This is a genomic window from Leptospira sp. B5-022 (genome assembly GCF_000347035.1).
Classification (GTDB): Bacteria; Spirochaetota; Leptospiria; order Leptospirales; family Leptospiraceae; genus Leptospira_B; species Leptospira_B cinconiae.
On record NZ_ANIJ01000018.1, the window covers coordinates 391353 to 408017 of the forward strand.

Below are 16665 nucleotides of genomic sequence, written 5' to 3' on the forward strand. Positions count from 1 at the left end.
AGGATATAAAAAAAGCAAGGAGTTTTGGCAAAAACGGGAGCAGAAACCTTTACGGTCCGTTCCAAAAATGAAATTGTCGAGGATAGTTGATCGCGGGCTTCAAGAGCCGAAGGCTCTTATGTAAAACGGATTCTATTCGTGAATATAACCCCAGCTTTCCAACACTTTTCGGACTTCTTTTCCTAAAGCCGCCTGCTCGGAAGATTCGGAATTTCCGGAAAGACCGGCATCGTTATAAAAATAAGGTAATTTAGAAGTTTTGAATTCGTAAGGAACTTTTGCAGAAGCCACTGATTCGGGAGAATCTCTATAAATTTTAGAACTCGCTTCCGATAGAATTCCCCATTTTCCGGATTTATAATCTTCCTGCTTCCCGTCTTTGGAAACGGACAAACGAAATCCAAAAACAGGTTCAACCGTGTAAAAAGAGAGGATATTTTCTTTTCCGGGGGCCTGTTTGACAGTGAGGGAAGCGGACTTCGCTTCCAATCTATTCTCTATAAATGGAATGTCAGATTGTATTTTATAAATACCGGCTTGGATCCCGATCTCTATTTTGCGAGTACATTCTTTTTCGCAAGCTGGCAATCTAAGTTTGAAAACATTCTTCTTTAAACTATGACTTTCCAATTCTTCTCTTGCTTTTGTTAGAAGTGACGAATCGGTCGAAGAAAGATTTCGTAGTTCTCCCGGATCTTCCATTAAGGAATAGAATTCCTCGGACATTTTATGAGGTTCTCCTTCTTTGGTTCTTCGTACGAAATCGTAACCTGGGTATCTGCGAATAAGTTTGTATTCTTTGGTTCGAATCGATTCAGAAAACCGTCCCTCCGTATATACGAAGTTTTCGGATTGTGGACCTTCTTCACCATAGATCGCTTTAGAATAATCGTTTCCATCGCAAGTATTCGGATCACAAGGGAATCCCAAAACCCCTGCTAAAGTTGGAAAAAGGGAAAGTAAGGAGACTTGTTCGGAGAATATCTTTTTTTGAATATTCTGTTTTTCTGATGCAGGTGGATGAATGATCCAAGGAACCTTGATTTCTTCGTCGTAATGGGTTTCACCGTGAGCATGCAGATTTTCCGCCACGAAATGGTGATGGTAATAATGTTCCATAGATTGTAATTCTCCATGGTCTGCGACTACGGCGATCCAGGACTTATCGAAAGCCCCAGTCTTTTTAGCTTCTTCTAAAATTTTGCCTATAACCTCGTCCGTATAAAGGATTTCCGCCATGTACTTTCTGACATAAGGATCGTAACTGTTCCAGATCTTTGGATCCGTCTTCTTTGCTAGAATGTCCATGTATTTTTTTTCGGGCAGATAAGGATAATGAGGAGTGTTGATGTTTATATGTAGGAAAAATCTTCTGTTTTTATTCTCATTCAGGAATTGGACGGATTCTGCAAGTATAAGTTCCGTATCGTCTTTATCTTTTCCGGGTTGGAATAATTTATGAAATCCTAGATCCACCCCTACGCCGGTATAATCCAGTAGGAATACGTTATTCATAAGACTCGCAGTCAGGTACCCTTTGGATCTGAGATGGTTCGGAAGTGTTTCGGGTTTTTTAGAATAGAATATTTTTCGATGAAGATTGCTCGAATAGAACCAGGCATTCCCAAGACCTAATTCGGATGCGATTTTAGAAGTGAAAAAAGAGATCATACTCGGCTTAGTCCAATTTCCATTAGAGAAAGCGTTTTCAAAAACGATGGAATCGGAAGCAAGTTCGTCCAAATAAGGACTCGTAGGGACTGGAGATCCGCCGAAACCTAAACGATCCGGGCGAAGAGCATCTACAACGATCAATATTACGTTTTCTTTAGGTCCCCAAAGCTCCGGATCGGCAACGGAAGAATACAATGTAGGCTGTCCTACAAACATTAGGTCGTTCTGATTTTTGGGGAACCATTCAAAGTTCCAAGTGATGGAAGGATCCTCTTCCAAAGATTTGGAAAGTGATTCCGGGATCTTGATCTTGTGATCGATCCATTCTTTTCCTTGGCTTTGTACATCTTCCGAGAATACTACCGAATCCCCCAACTTCACGACCAGTTTCCCGGAGCTAGGAACATTCTCCCCTGAGGAAGCAAGCGCAGTGGTGGAAAAATCCAAAACGACATTTTGAAGATCGTAAAGTTTTGCCCCAGGGATGATGAACTCGGAGGAAATATCACAACCGCCGTTTTTGAAAAGTAACAAACTGTCCCGGGACTCGTTCAGTAAAGTTCGTTTATCTTTTAGGATGGTAAGCTGGGTGTTTCTCCATTTCTCATGAAGAGGGAGTTCCGAATAACGGGACGGATTTTTTTTATAATGATAAGCGATCTTTTGGACGGCTTCTTCCGAGTTTCCTCGGCAAACACTCCCTGGTTTTTTTAAGGAACGAAGTCCGTCCCAAACGGGGATAATGGTTTCTTCTTCTTTCGAAAACGATCCGGGAAAAATTTGCCTACAATCCGTGTAAAGATAACATAACAAGATCGGGATCAATATTCTAGAAAGTTTGGAATCAAAAGAAATCATAAGGAACAAGGACAGAATTTTACTTGAGGGGTTCGCTTACAACACTTATAGTCCGCAACGCGGGCTTTAGGAGCGAAGCGACTATCATCTTGATGAACACCATTCAGTCGATTGTTGGTTGAGTAAACAGAACGTTCGTTACTAAAAATTCAATGGACCTGTGGGATCGGTGTCTAAAAAATAGGGCCGTAGAAACGATCTTCGACACTTCGAAGGTTTTTTAAACCAATCCCAAGGAAAAGGATTATGGCAGAAAAAGGCATTTCAAAAGACCTGATCGGCACAAAACTCGACTCCTACGAATTCGACGTAGAAAGAGGAAAAATCAAAGAGTTTTGTCTCGCGATCGGTGAAACCAATCCGATATACTTCGATCTAGAAGCGGCAAAAAAAGCGGGATACGAGGATATTCCAGCTCCTCCTACATTTCCCACAGTGATCCAGTTTTGGGGATATCCTAAAATTTGGAAAGATATGGAGAACATGGGAGTGGATACTTCCAGGATCCTACATCTAAAAGAAAAATATAATTATGTTAAAACTCTTTACCCTGGCAGAGTTTCTTCTCAGGGAGAATGTGTTAACGTTACCGTCGGTAAAATGGATACGATGACTTTCCGCACTACCATTCGTAATGCCAAGGGTGAAACCGTGATCGAAGCGGAGATGTCCATTTTCATCCGTAAACCGGAACAGTGATAGGAGGATTATGATGAGTAAGATTGAATTCGATAAATACGAAGTAGGACAAGAACTCCCTCCTTTAAAAGTGGATACGGTTACGCATGCGCATTTAGTGCGTTATGCGGGAGCAAGCGGCGACTTTAACCCTATCCATAACGATCCGGATTTCGCTCGTAAGACCGGATTGGACGGAACGATCGCACACGGTATGTTCGTAATGGCTCAGATCGGAAGACTTTGCACTTCCTGGGCAGACCAAAAGCAGATCAAAGAATTCGGAGTCACTTTCAAAGCGATGACCAAACCCGGACAAACATTGACTTGTTCCGGTAAGATCAAACGTAAGAAAGAAGAAAACGGAGAAAAGCTGCTTACGGTAGCCGTTGAAGCTGCTGATGAATCCGGAGAAGTAAAAGCTTCCGGAGAATTAGTAGTTATTTGCTGATCTTTTCGTTTTTCTAAATTATAAAGGCCTCCGGATCTCGGAGGCTTTTTTATGCCCGGATATTTTTCCTTACAAAAATAGATTGTCCTTCTTTAATATTTAGATATGTTTATTGCCCATGATAAACGCGGCAAAAAGTGTGCAGTTTTTCGGGATTTTCTTATTGATCGAAGGACTTCTTTTGATCACGGTCCCGAATTTTTTCCTGGGTCTATTCCTATTAAGTGCAAGTGATGTTTGGGTAAGAGTGGTCGGTCTCACTCTGATCATATTAGGATATTTTTATTTTAGAATGGGTCAGGAGAATGTTCGTCTTTTCTTAAAATTGACCACTCATTCCAGAACGTTCCAGTTTTTGGTCTTAATTTCATTCGTGGCTCTTGGATGGATCCATCCTATGATCTTGTTGCCGAGCGGATTCGAATTTTTATGTGGGGTTTGGACCTTCTCCCTTTTAAATAAGGAAAAGCCGTAATTTTTTTTACGCAGGGTATTCCGGAGTTTCTCTGGATTCGATCGCGATGATGGTGATATCATCATATCTTTGTTCGTCTCCTCTGGACTTTTCTTCCAATACGACCAATTCTTCCAATAGTTTTTGGAGACCGACATTGGAAAGTGTGGAAGCTCTTGATGCGATCGTTTCCACAGTGCTCCATCTATTCTCCTTTCTTCTGTTCTCGATAAGTCCATCCGAAAAAAGTAATAAACGGCTTCCTAAGGGAAACTTATAAGTGGAGAATTCGATCTCCAAATCATCGAATAGTCCTAAGATTGGACCCGTTTTGTGCAATAATTCGTAATTACCGCCGGGAGAAAGAAGCACTTGATCCGGATGTCCCGCGGAAGCATAGAGCACTTCTTTTTTTTCCAAATAGATATCGGCAACAAAACAAGGGAAAATACTTTCCAAGGTATCGAACTTTCTTAAAAATCTTCCATTCAATTCTTTTAATACATGAGTAGGGCAGGCTAGTTTTTTTAACTCTTCGTATTCCGTTTTTAAGGCCATAGTCATAAGACTCGCTTGCACCCCATGTCCTACGGCATCCGCTAAAAGTACTCTCACTTGTCCCGGGTTGATCTCCGAGATGTCTAAGAAATCCCCTCCAACTTTTTCCAAAGGTTTATATACGTAATCGAAACGGATCCCTTTTATCTCTCTTTCCGGCGGAGTTAGGATCTTTCTTTGTACGTTCTGAGCGATCTCTAACTCCCTATTGATCTGTTGTAAAGTGTCGTTTAGGGTCCTGGTCCTATCTTCTACCTTTTGTACCAATTTTTCCTTCATTTCGAAAAGTTCTAGGTTCATGGTCTGTAGATCTTCGGTAAGAAGTTTTGCTTCTTTATATTTGGAAGAACGGTCCGAAGCGATCACTAAAGATTGTAAGAACACGAAAAGTACAAGTGCAATATGAGAGACCTGATGCGAGGAAACTTTCAGGATATAAGTATAGAATAGATCGATCGCAACTCCTAAGAATAGTATCCCGGAACCGTATAAAATATAAGAAGAATTACTTTCTTTATCAAAATCTATTCCGAAGATCACGTAGATCACATATCCGATTGTGATCCCTATGAACAAATGGAAATAGGCAACCTTACTACTGTTGAATTCCAAAGAACCGAATAAGGTCATTATAATAAATAGCGAAATGATCGCTAAGGAAATCTGTACGTATAGTTTGGATGCATAAACGCTGAAGGTTTCATAAAAGAAAAGCAGGTACAATCCGGTGGCACACATCATGGAGATCTGTTCTATCATCTGGATCCCGTTTTGATTGATAGATGGGAAAAATTCCATCAGTAACCTTGTATTTGTAACAAGGGCCCTAAGACTGATCGCCATACTCATAAAACCGAAATACAGAGGAGCTTTGCTGGATCTTAAGTACAAATACAAAGAGATATGATAGAGCCCCATGATCACTAAACTGGAGAATGCAAAAATTTCGGTAAAGATGGTCCTTGTTCTTGTGGATAACATCACTTCGGAGGGACCTAATTTGATCGGAGAGCTTATCCCTCCCTGCCTAGCGAAATTATTCGTAACGAAAAGTGAAACTTCCATCTGACTGGAACTAGGAACGAAAGAAAAAGATCTAGGCTGCACCCTGGCAACGCTGGATTTAGGTGAAGTAGACGGGGTTCCCGATTCTCCTAAGAATTCTCCGTCTAAGTATAACCGATAGGAACTCCAAACGGTACCTACGCTTAGAGTAAGAACCTTCCCCACCCAAACATCGGGTAAAAGTATCTTTAATCGATAAGTAGCATAACCTAACCTTTCATAAGATGGATGTAATTCGGTCTCTCTATTCCAAGAACCTGGAACCGTCATATTCCCATGAAAGGACTCTAAAATCTTACCAGGCTCTTGGCTCCAGAAAAATTCCCATTCTCCGGAAAGATCTACCGGGCCGGAACTTGCACTTTGGATCCCTCTGAGGTCGATTATCCCTTTGTAGGCGCGTAAGTTTTCTTCCTTATGCCATGGGGTGAGAGACAAAAGGAAAATGAGGAAGCCGATGGGTCCTAATAAAAAGAATAAGTATTTTGCCGTGTGCATTGAGCAGGAAGGTTGGGACCATCCTCCATCGGTTTATATTTTCTCGTCAATCCTTCTCCGACTAACAAGAGTATTCCGGAGAATTTTGGAAAATAATAATTTCCAAAATCACCTTTAGAACATTTGACCTTCTACTTTTTGCTTGGATTCCGTAAATACGAAAGAAGCGGCCCTAAAGTTTCATTCGGGGAACTTCAAAGATTATTAGAGGAAAAAAAGCGAAGAATTATACGTCCAATACGGTGTTTTTTATAAAAAAGAAGTATTTCGCCGGATCCGCGTGAAAACCTGGAAATTCCTGTTGCCATGTCGCTCCTCCGAAAGATGATGAAAAAGACCGATATTGACCTACAGATGAGCCGTTTTGATTTTCCCAAAAAATATCCTATTTTTGCTAGCGTTACACTCGTATTGGCTTTCTATTCCGCTTGTTCAGGGGAGAAGGATGAGCCATCCATTCTAGAGATCAGAGATCTATTGGACTCCGGCCATTTAACGGAATCGGTCCAAAAGGCGAAGGATAAGGCCCTTACCACCGGGAAAATGGATCAAGTCCATTATTTGAGAGGTTGGATCTATTACTTGCGCAAAGAAGACTCTTCTGCAGAGAAAGAATATAAACTTTGTTTAAAGGAGAATAAGAACTCTATCGACTGTCTGCGAGGGCTCGCTCAAATCGAAAAACATAAACAGAATTTTGAAAAGGCGGAAACAAGATACAAACAAGCCTTAGTGATCGCGCAGGCCTCTAAGGACAAAGAATACAGTTCTATGTTACTTACTGATCTTGGAAATTTGGCGCTTTCTCAGGATGAAAGAGAGGAAGCGATGGATTGGTACGATAAATCCATCCAAGTAAAGCCGGAAGGTTCTGCATTTTATGGACTCGGTTTTGTGTATCTATTAAATCGTGACAAATCTGCTTCGATCCGATCCTTAAAAAAAGGATTAGAAACCGAATACAGGGATTTGATCATTAAGGCGGAAACCTATTATCTTCTGGCGAAGTTACAAAACGATTTCGAAAAAAATCCGAAGGCAGCAAGCGAGTCCGCAAAAAAAGCCTTCGAATTATTTCCGGCAATGGAGAAATACTCAAAATCTTGGGAACATTATTCCAAACTTTCCAGTTCTAAATAAAACAGGCCATAATGAATTTTCTGAGAACGATCTGGCGGATCATCCATAAACAAATCATCTTACCTTTTCAAGAATCATACGCTCCGATCCACGAAGTTTGTTTAGGGACCACAATCGGTTTGCTATGGTCTATGACTCCTTTAGTAGGAGTGCAAATGTATTTGGGATTGGGGACTTGGTTGGTACTTCGATTATTCCGTATCCGTTTTTATCTTCCGATCGCAATCGCAATGATCTGGATCACAAATCCGGTCACAGTTCCGTTTTTCTACTCCCTATTCTATTGGACAGGAAAGCAGGTTTTACTTTTACTTGGGATCCCATTCCAGCAAATCAGCTTTGACACGTTATTAGCCATCTCTAAAGAATCGGAATCAATGGATCTGATCAGCGGATTGTATCATTGGACAATTTTCTTATTCGATAAGATGGGCCTTCCTATGTTTATTGGAGGTTTTGCATTCGGGATCCCTCTGGCTTTACTAGGTTATCCGATCACATATAACTTATTGAGTTCGTACAGGGCTAGAAGAGCGGAAGAAGAAGGTATCAGTTTGCATGAATGGGAACTAAAACATGTCAGAAAAGACGTGGGATTGTTCGCTGCAAAATCGCCTTAAACTCGTCCTATAACGTTCGTTCTTTTCAATATATTTTTTCTAATTTAAACATTATTAGTTGTCCGAATTCCTTGCCGACCGGCATATTATCTGTTACTCGATTTTAATCCCGGGAGAGATTATATGATTCCTCGATTCTTGGCCGCCTTCTTTTTTACGGCCATCCTATGGAGTCTTCCTGTTTCCGCTCAAAAATTTGAAACAGATGCAGACTTATTAAAATGGATCAAATCCTTAAAGTATGAAACTAACCTAGTACCCCTTACAAATAAGGACGGAAAGGTGATCGCAAATATCCAAGTTCCGAAAGGTTACAAATATCTGAACCCAAAAGACAGTAAGATCGTGTTGGAAGATGTTTGGGGAAATCCTCCCACTACCGAACCAGGACTAGGGATTTTATTCATCTCTAGCGAAACACCTTTAGACTTGGGTTCCTACGCGATTACAATAGATTATGTGGACGAAGGGCATGTGGATGACGAGGATTCCAAAGATATTAATTACGACGACTTATTAGCCGATCTAAAAGACTCTACTAAGGAAGAAAGCGAACTGAGAAAAAAAGACGGATATTCCGGATTGGAATTAGTAGGCTGGGCCTCTAATCCTTATTATGATTCTGCCGCTAAAAAATTACATTGGGCAAAAGAATATAAATTCGACGGAACCGAAACAAACACTCTCAATTATAATATTCGGGTTTTAGGAAGAAGCGGTTATCTTCTGCTTAACGTACTCGGGGATATTTCCGTTTTAAAAAGAGTGGAGAACGATGTTGGTAGGATCCTCGAAAGTGTGGAATTTTCCGAAGGAAACCGTTATGCGGATTATGATTCTAAAATAGATAGTTTAGCCGCCTATGGGATCGGAGGTTTGATTGCGGGGGGGCTTTTAAAAAAAGCGGGATTATTTGCAGTGATCGGAGGATTTTTGCTTAAAGGAGCAAAACTACTGATCCCTGCCGCCATCGGTCTCTTTTACGCTATTAGAAGATTCGTTTTCGGAAAAGGAAAACCGGAAGACACTGCTTCCGGACCGGGCGACAAAGAAACCTAATTCACTCCTAAAAGACTGGAAAGCGTTTCCGCATCGTATTGAGATTTACCGGAACCGCTTTCCGCTTCTGCGATCAAAGACGCTATTTTACGATTGATCGGTGCCTTATGTCCGATCTCATCCGCTAAACGTATGATCTCTCCGTTCAAAAAGGAAATTTCAGTTGTTCTTCCATGATGAAGGTCCTCCCACATGGAGGATCTTGCTTCCGGATCAATTTTCACCATACTAGAGGCTACTCTGAAAAATAGAAAATCGGGTAATTTCAGAATGATTGGTGCAAGCCAAGGGATCATTTTTCCTACACTTGCAGGTTGGATCCCGGAAAGTTTGAGTATTTCTAAACCTTCAGTGATCATAGAAGCTAAAATTTTTCTGTACGTTCTTTGGGATAATTCTTCTCTAAGAGGAATGCCTGCAAGTGCGTTGAGACTATTATTCAAATTAAAAAGTAGCTTTCCCCAAAGCACTCCCTCCATATTTTTATGTATGATAGAGGGTAAACCGGCTTTTCTCAGATAAGAATGGATCTTATTTCCGAATTCGTTCGATTTAACTACGAGTTCTCCGCTTGTTCCTTGGTGGAATTGCCCTTTTCCTTTTGCCACAACATTAAACGGGACCATACCCGCTACATTTCTATCGTTTAGCTCCGGCAAAACGGAAGCTAGTTCCTTGGAATTTCGAACCCCATTTTGAAAACTTATGATCACAATTTTCGAAAGTTCTTCCGGTGAAAAAAGAGAACGAATGGATTTTCCGACTTCTATCGTATCTTTACTTTTGACAGTGATCAGAAATACGTTCGAATCTTTGGCCTCCTTTATATCGGTTACATAACGGATCTGGCTTGGGGCAAGTGTGAAGGAATTTCCTCGATAATCACTGATCCCTAAACCGAATAATTGGATCTCTTGTTTTAATCTTTCTCTACCTACAAATACTACGGGATAACCTGCTTTTAACAAGTACGCACCGATATACGTTCCTATACTTCCGGAACCCAAGATCGCAAATTTCGGGGAAAAACTCATAAGCGGAAAGAATGAGGAATATTAGAAAAATACCAACTAGAAAATCGCTATTCTACCCTTAGGTTTGGGCATAAAAAAAGCCGGGAGATTAGCCCGGCTTTTCCAGACACAACGTTCGAAATTACTGATTAGATTTCGCGTTGGATGCCATTTTCAGGAAGTAACCTTCCACGTCGTACCAAAACTTTCCGGAATTTAGAGTGTTGGAGCACTGGATATGGTCTACACCTGTTACCAGAAGACCGTAATCAGGTCCACCTTTGAAGGTTCCCCATTTCAAAGAAGAATAAGGAACGAGTCCGTCGCAAGTCCCACCTTGTCCATTAAACAATCCGCCGGCGATACAAGCAGGTTGGATCAACCCCATCAGAGGGTGTTGGATTAAGTCAGGAATTGTGATGTAAGAACCGTAAGAGAAATATTTTACGGAAGGAGCATCAGGAGTACGAGTATTAAAGGCTGCAGTTCCGCTTGTAGTCAAAGAGCCTAATGCAGCAATCGCATTTTGCTCTCCACCATTATATACTAACTGAACGAAAACCCCAAGAATCGTGCTAACAAAAGGTTTAATCCAACTAGGCAATACAGTATTAATAATGTCCGCAATCGGAGATCCTCTATGAGGAGTATTCAAAGTGGTTAGAGTAGAAACTTTAGAAGAAAGTCCAAGGTTGGAAATTGCGTAACGGCTATCCAATCCACCTTGAGAGTGCCCAAGGATATGTACTTTGCTGAAGCCGTTTGCAGCCATATAGACAAGGATTTTGTCCTTTAACTGAACTCCGCGAGTTTCATTGGATTGAGCCGCGGTTTTGGCAGGTGCATATACGGTAGCTCCTTGGGATTGAAGGTAAGTATCCATTCCTCCCCAATAGCTTAAAATACTGATAACACCGGAGGAATCATTTCCCCAACCGAAAAGTCCATGGGAAAGAACGATTGGATACGATCCCGCTAGGGGCTTGGAGGAAGATCCTCCACCGGAAGCGAACACTGTGCCGCTACACAAAAATAGGAGCAATACTGCTAATCCTAATTTACGCATTTGAGTTTACCTCTTCACTATTCTCTTGCTGTCTATATGGTCTCAGATTGAGATTCGCTTAGTTTAACTTGTTCGCTTTTTTATCTGTATCACTCGGTACAATACCGAGCTTTTGAAGATTAATTCAAGACTTGTAACTGTCAAGAGAAAACACTCGAAAAAAGCACTGATAAAATAACATTTGATATAGAACCAATGTTTTTTTATAACGCTCGGTTTTTAATAAATATTCTTTTAGGGATGGGTTAAGGGTAGAAGGTCCCAAGTTGAAAAATCCCCATTTTTAAGACCGACTAACGTATTTTGGGGGGAAGATGCGCTGGTTTGGAAATTTTTTTCTGAACAATCGGGGATGGAGCGGGCGAATAGGGCTGAGTTACGGATTTTGTGTAGAGCATGCTCTAATTTTGTGCTATCAGCCTGCCCGGTACTTTTGCCTGTGGTCGCGTCGGAGGGCGCATGGAGAAGGTTCGCGTATGTGCCGATGCCAGGATAGAACTCAGCGTGATCGGTCCCATCGTATATACAATTTTCTTTTTCCGTGAACAATCGTTCATCTATATTCAAAAAATTTGAAAAAGATTGACTGTGGATTATTATACACTTTCGTAGCGAAGCTCTAAAACATAGGATAGAGAAGAGGAATCATTATGAAGTACGATGTTCTGATCAAGAATGGAAGAATATTCGATGGAGAAGGGAACGGATCCTTTATCGGAGATGTTGCGGTCCTGGATGGAACTATTGTAGAGATCTCAAAATCGATTTCCGGTGATGCAAAGAAGATTTATGACGCAAAAGGACTTTGGGTTACTCCGGGATTCATTGATTTTCATACACATTACGATGCAGAGGTGGAAGCTTCTCCAGGACTTAAAGAATCTGTAATGCACGGTGTGACCACCATCACAATGGGAAGTTGTTCTCTCAGTCTTTGTATCGGAACGGCTGAAGACCTTGCGGATATGTTCAGTAGGGTGGAGGCAATCCCGAGAGAGCAAGTGCTACCTTTATTACAAAAAAAGAAAACTTGGAATTCGATGAAAGAATATGCCGACCATTTGAATTCGCTTCCTTTGGGTCCGAATGTTTCTACATTTTTGGGGCATTCTGCTATCCGAGCTTATTCTATGGGATTGGAAAGATCTCTTTCTCATGGAGTAAAACCTACGGAGCAGGAAATGTTACAAATGGAGAAACTTCTGCAAGAAGCGATCGACTGCGGATACTTGGGACTGTCTATCAATACTCTTACCTGGGACAAGATGGATGGTAGTCGTTTCAGAAGTAAACCTCTTCCGTCTACCTTTGCCAAATGGTCCGAGATTAGCAGGTTGAATCGAATCGTTCGTAGAGAAGAGCGTATCTTCCAAGGAGTGCCGAACGTTTCTACAAAGTATAATGTTCTTCTATTCTTTAAGGAAAGTCTAGGGATTTTGAGAAAAAAACTAAAGACTACAATCATTTCTCTCATGGATCCAAGATCCAATCGATCTATTTACAAATTGGTAGCGTTTTTAACTCGGATCGTGAATACGATCTTAAAAGGAGACGTTCGTTTGCAGGCGGTTCCGGCGGTATTCGATCTTTATGCGGATGGAGTGGATGTAGTAGTCTTCGAAGAATTCGGTGCGGGAACCGCTGCCATTCATTTGGCGGATCTTGCCGAGCGCAGGAAACTTCTGCTCGATAAAGGGTATAGAAAATGGTTTCGCAGACAATGGACCAATTGGTTTTTGCCACGAGTATTTCATAGAGACTTCAACGAATCCAAGATTGTAGAATGTCCTGATCAAAAACTAGTGGGCAGATCTTTTTCAGAACTCGCAAAGGAAAGAAAACAACATGTGGTCGAAACATTTTTGGATCTCTGCGCCGAATATGGGAACGATATCCGTTGGTATACCGTGATCGGCAACGATCGAAAAGGTCCTTTAAAGTATATAGTCAGTCATCCGGATGTGTTGATCGGATTTTCGGATGCAGGAGCCCATTTAAGAGGAATGGCTCATTATAATTTTCCATTACGTTTTCTGAAATTAGTGAGAGATGCTGAACTGGAAGGAAAACCTTTCCTCTCTACGGAAAAGGCGGTTTGGAGAGTGACGGGAGAGATCGCTGATTGGTTCGGTTTAGATACAGGCAAATTGAAAGTAGGGGCTCAAGCGGATATCGTTCTTTTAAATCCAAACGGTCTGAACGAAAAAGTGGAAACCATCCAAGAAACCCCCATGCCGGAATTCGGTGGAATGGTTCGTTTGGTTCGCAGAAATGAAGAAGCGATCCGTGCGGTGCTGATTAACGGAAAAGTCGCTGTGGAGAACGGGATCGTTCTTCCCGAGATCGGAAAAGAAAACGGTTTCGGTAGATTTATGGCCCATAAGGCAAAAGATTATTTGTACCGCTCTACAAAGGGGCAAAAACGGGAAACTGCAGGTTCTGCCGCTTAAACCAAGTTTAAGGAATACGAACTACGATCTTTCCGAAATGTTTTCCGTCTTTCAAATAATCTAATGCATCTTTGAATTCGGAAAGTTCGTAGACCTTATCCACTACCGGTTTTAGTTTCCATTCTTCTATTGCTTTGTTCATGGCAAGGAAACCTTCTCTATGACCGACTACGATCCCTTGGACTTTGATCTGGTTCATGACCAGAGGGAGAAGGTTTAGATCCTTGATGGCTCCCGCTAAGATCCCGATTAGATGGATTGTGCCGAATAATTTTACTGCCTTAATGGATTGTTCTAAGGTTCCAGCTCCGCCCACTTCCACTATGTGATCGGCACCTTCTCCACCGGTTAACTCTCTGATCTTCTCTCCCCAGGATGTTACACTTTTATAGTTGATCAGATAATCCGCGCCTAAGGATTTTCCTCTTTCCAGTTTTTCGTCGGAGGAAGAGGTCAAATAGACTGTGGCTCCAACTGCTTTAGCAAATTGTAATGCGAATAAGGAAACTCCGCCTGTGCCTTGTATAACTACGGATTCCCCTTTTTTGAGTCGGCTTTCCACAAAAAAAGAAGACCAAGCGGTAAGTCCGGCACAAGGAAGTGTGGCAGCTTCTTCAAAGTTGAGATGAGAAGGCATTGGAACCACTCCGGTTGCAGGAAGGATTGCATATTGTCTTAGAGTCCCGTCCAAAGGACCGCCGAGAGTGGTCCTGAGTTCTTTTTTGTTTGCATGTCCGGATAACCAGTATGGAGCAAAGGTTGCGTTTATTTTATCTCCGCTCTTAATACCTGTGACATTCTCTCCGACTTCTACTATTTCTCCCGATCCGTCGCTGCAAGGAACCATTGGTACGGGAAAATTCGGATTGTACTTTCCTTGAACCACCAGATAATCCCTGAAATTTAAGGAAGCCGCTCTGAAACGGACTAAAACTTCTCCAGGACCTGGCTTGCCCGGTTCCGGTAGATCGATTAAGGAGAGATTTTCTTTTCCGAAAGAGGAAAGTTGGACCGCTTTCATTTGATTATACTTTTATAATGTAGTTCGGAGGGTAGAAGGACTCCCGCGATCAGGAGCCCTTCTGCGGTAGTTTACTTTCTACCTAGTCCTAGTTTATCAGCACCCACAAGGATACTCATGTTTCCTGAAGGGTGTTTGTTTTCTTTCATCAATTGGTGAGCCATTGCTGTCTCTTCAAACTTGTACGTATGAGAGAGAGCAGGATCTACCTTCTTGTCGATCACGAGTTGGTTCAAACCGGCTGCGTTTTCGTCGTTTGCAAAGTGAGAACCTTGGAGACGTTTTTGGCGCATCCACAGATATCTTAAGTCTACGGTTGCGTTATAACCTGTGGTTCCCGCGCAAATAACTACCATTCCTCCGGTTTCACATACGAAAACGGAAGTAGGGATGGTGGTCTCACCCGGATGTTCGAATACGATCTTAGGATTGTTTCCTTTTCCTGCGATGTCCCAGATAGCCTTTCCGAATTCGCGGGCTTGTTTGGTCCATTCTACAAATACTTCAGGCTTATTAATATCCGAAGTAAGGGCACCCCAATGTTTGAAATTGTTTCTGTTTATTACACCGGCAGCGCCAAGCTTTTTACAGAAGTCGATTTTGTCGTCGGAAGATACTACAGCGATCGGAATTCCGCCTGCTGCTTTTACGATCTGGATTGCCATAGCTCCGAGTCCACCGGCTCCTCCCCAAATCAACACTACGTCCCCCGGTTTTACATCGTTCGGTTTCCAGTGGTGAAGCATTCTGTATGCCGTTGCTCCAACGAGCATGTAAGCAGCAGCTTCTTCCCAAGAAAGATGTTTCGGTTTAGGAAGACATTGGTGGTCTTGGACCTTACAGAATTGTGCGAAGGATCCCCAGTTCGTTTCATACGCCCAAATCAATTCGGAAGGTGCAAGCATAGGATCATTCCCAGCTTTGATCCAAGGATCGTTTTTATCCCAGATACCACAGTGTAGGACGACTTCGTCTCCGACTTTTACGTTCTTAACTTCGGAACCTACTTTATATACGATTCCGGAAGCGTCAGAACCTCCGATATGGAACTTCTCCGGCTCGCCTTTTTTGTTCCTAGCGGCAATCACATCTACCGGGAAGCCTAGACCGGCCCATACGTTGTTATAATTAATTCCTGCCGCCATGACTGCAACCAGCACTTCGTCCGGAGCAATTTCAGGGACATCTATCTCTTCCGGTTGGATGGATTTGATCGGGTCTCCATAACGCTCTGGTCGGATGACCTGTGCATGCATTTTTTTCGGGACCACCCCTAACGGAGGGAGTTGGCCAATTGGTACGATTTCAGGTGCGCTCATGGGGACCAGAAAACAGAACCGACCGAGGCTTACGAGAAAAAAAAGGGTCTTTAACTTAGCTTTTGAGGCTAACTAAGCAGGATATGATCGATCCTATCTTCCAATCCTCTGACCCTATCCTCAAAAAATCGCTCTGAGGAGATAGAAAGTATCAAACTATGCAATAGGTCCACGAGAAGGGATAGTTTAAGTTCCGCATTCTTAGCCGGGGGGTTCCGATCCACGGCTGCATCCAGTAACTTTCTATACTGGGCTCCATAATGATTCGTATATTCTTGGACCAGATTTTCCGGCGCAGAATATACTAAGCTGAAGGGAAGTTTAGCTCTATCGGGAAACTGTCTAGCGATATCGGAAATTGCCCTAAATACGGATACAACCTCTTCTCTTAAACCTTTATCTTTTATCACTCTGCTTCGGATATCGTTCAATATCATCAAATGAGTGGCTACCAACGCTTTTCTAAACAGGTTCTCTTTGGAATGAAAATGATGATAGATACTAGGTTGCTCCAACCCACATTCTCTACTGATCTCTCTCAGAGAAGTTCCATGGAATCCCTTGCGGGCAAAAGCAATCGCAGCGCCTTCTAAAATTCTCTCTCGAGAATTTCTGAAAACTCCGTTTGTGGGGTAGACTGGGCTACCGTCCTTCTTTTTCACCGATCCGACCTCTTTTAGGAGGATTAATCCGGCGAAATGATTTTTTTTTGTCTGAAGATCGAAGATCCCGAAATCGCCG

The 16665-nt window shown here is 42.2% G+C and carries 15 protein-coding genes; 7 read left to right on the forward strand and 8 right to left on the reverse strand.

What is annotated here, in order from left to right; all coding sequences use genetic code 11:
- Positions 1 to 132: 132 nt before the first annotated feature.
- Complete coding sequence (locus LEP1GSC192_RS09735; protein WP_020769538.1) at positions 133 to 2532, reverse strand: sulfatase; 2400 nt, start codon at positions 2530 to 2532, stop codon at positions 133 to 135.
- 246 nt (positions 2533 to 2778) lie between these two features.
- Between LEP1GSC192_RS09735 and LEP1GSC192_RS09740 the strand changes: the two genes are divergently transcribed.
- The 3 genes from LEP1GSC192_RS09740 to LEP1GSC192_RS09750 all read left to right on the forward strand — a co-directional run bounded on the left by LEP1GSC192_RS09740 (position 2779) and on the right by LEP1GSC192_RS09750 (position 4136).
- Complete coding sequence (locus LEP1GSC192_RS09740) at positions 2779 to 3231, forward strand: MaoC family dehydratase N-terminal domain-containing protein (protein ID WP_020769844.1); 453 nt, start codon at positions 2779 to 2781, stop codon at positions 3229 to 3231.
- 13 nt (positions 3232 to 3244) lie between these two features.
- On the forward strand, positions 3245 to 3661 hold the full coding sequence (locus LEP1GSC192_RS09745; RefSeq protein WP_020769763.1) for a MaoC family dehydratase: 417 nt from the start codon (positions 3245 to 3247) through the stop codon (positions 3659 to 3661).
- A 118-nt stretch (positions 3662 to 3779) separates the two neighbouring features.
- Positions 3780 to 4136, forward strand: a complete 357-nt coding sequence (locus tag LEP1GSC192_RS09750; RefSeq protein ID WP_020769643.1) for a hypothetical protein — start codon at positions 3780 to 3782, stop codon at positions 4134 to 4136.
- Between the two features lie 6 nt (positions 4137 to 4142).
- On the opposite strand, the gene LEP1GSC192_RS09755 is transcribed toward LEP1GSC192_RS09750, so the two are convergent.
- Entirely contained in the window at positions 4143 to 6236 is a 2094-nt protein-coding gene (locus tag LEP1GSC192_RS09755; protein ID WP_020769839.1) for a PP2C family protein-serine/threonine phosphatase, read from the reverse strand.
- A gap of 354 nt (positions 6237 to 6590) precedes the next feature.
- Between LEP1GSC192_RS09755 and LEP1GSC192_RS09760 the strand changes: the two genes are divergently transcribed.
- The 3 genes from LEP1GSC192_RS09760 to LEP1GSC192_RS09770 all read left to right on the forward strand — a co-directional run bounded on the left by LEP1GSC192_RS09760 (position 6591) and on the right by LEP1GSC192_RS09770 (position 9055).
- Complete coding sequence (locus LEP1GSC192_RS09760; RefSeq protein ID WP_036089665.1) at positions 6591 to 7376, forward strand: tetratricopeptide repeat protein; 786 nt, start codon at positions 6591 to 6593, stop codon at positions 7374 to 7376.
- Positions 7377 to 7387: 11 nt separating this feature from the next.
- On the forward strand, positions 7388 to 7996 hold the full coding sequence (locus LEP1GSC192_RS09765) for a DUF2062 domain-containing protein (RefSeq protein WP_020769442.1): 609 nt from the start codon (positions 7388 to 7390) through the stop codon (positions 7994 to 7996).
- Between the two features lie 123 nt (positions 7997 to 8119).
- Positions 8120 to 9055, forward strand: a complete 936-nt coding sequence (locus LEP1GSC192_RS09770) for a DUF2167 domain-containing protein (RefSeq protein ID WP_020769804.1) — start codon at positions 8120 to 8122, stop codon at positions 9053 to 9055.
- Here LEP1GSC192_RS09770 and LEP1GSC192_RS09775 read toward each other — a convergent pair.
- From LEP1GSC192_RS09775 to LEP1GSC192_RS19800, 3 genes are all read right to left on the reverse strand, one after another.
- Positions 9052 to 10089: a 2-dehydropantoate 2-reductase gene (locus LEP1GSC192_RS09775; RefSeq protein ID WP_020769452.1), complete on the reverse strand. Its 1038-nt coding sequence runs from the start codon at positions 10087 to 10089 to the stop codon at positions 9052 to 9054. The two genes, LEP1GSC192_RS09770 and LEP1GSC192_RS09775, sit on opposite strands and share 4 nt — an antisense overlap.
- A gap of 121 nt (positions 10090 to 10210) precedes the next feature.
- Positions 10211 to 11134 (reverse strand): triacylglycerol lipase, encoded by a 924-nt coding sequence (locus LEP1GSC192_RS09780; RefSeq protein ID WP_020769615.1) that lies wholly within the window; start codon positions 11132 to 11134, stop codon positions 10211 to 10213.
- A gap of 234 nt (positions 11135 to 11368) precedes the next feature.
- Positions 11369 to 11683, reverse strand: a complete 315-nt coding sequence (locus LEP1GSC192_RS19800) for a hypothetical protein (RefSeq protein ID WP_157186901.1) — start codon at positions 11681 to 11683, stop codon at positions 11369 to 11371.
- A 101-nt stretch (positions 11684 to 11784) separates the two neighbouring features.
- Here LEP1GSC192_RS19800 and LEP1GSC192_RS09785 point away from each other — a divergent pair, with 101 nt between their 5' ends.
- Positions 11785 to 13584, forward strand: coding sequence for an amidohydrolase family protein (locus tag LEP1GSC192_RS09785; RefSeq protein WP_020769793.1), 1800 nt, complete (start codon positions 11785 to 11787; stop codon positions 13582 to 13584).
- A gap of 7 nt (positions 13585 to 13591) precedes the next feature.
- On the opposite strand, the gene LEP1GSC192_RS09790 is transcribed toward LEP1GSC192_RS09785, so the two are convergent.
- The 3 genes from LEP1GSC192_RS09790 to LEP1GSC192_RS09800 all read right to left on the reverse strand — a co-directional run bounded on the left by LEP1GSC192_RS09790 (position 13592) and on the right by LEP1GSC192_RS09800 (position 16586).
- Entirely contained in the window at positions 13592 to 14605 is a 1014-nt protein-coding gene (locus LEP1GSC192_RS09790; RefSeq protein WP_020769667.1) for an NAD(P)-dependent alcohol dehydrogenase, read from the reverse strand.
- A 71-nt stretch (positions 14606 to 14676) separates the two neighbouring features.
- Entirely contained in the window at positions 14677 to 15924 is a 1248-nt protein-coding gene (gene ccrA, locus LEP1GSC192_RS09795) for a crotonyl-CoA carboxylase/reductase (protein ID WP_036089522.1), read from the reverse strand.
- A gap of 68 nt (positions 15925 to 15992) precedes the next feature.
- Positions 15993 to 16586 (reverse strand): TetR/AcrR family transcriptional regulator, encoded by a 594-nt coding sequence (locus LEP1GSC192_RS09800; RefSeq protein WP_020769460.1) that lies wholly within the window; start codon positions 16584 to 16586, stop codon positions 15993 to 15995.
- Positions 16587 to 16665: the final 79 nt, after the last annotated feature.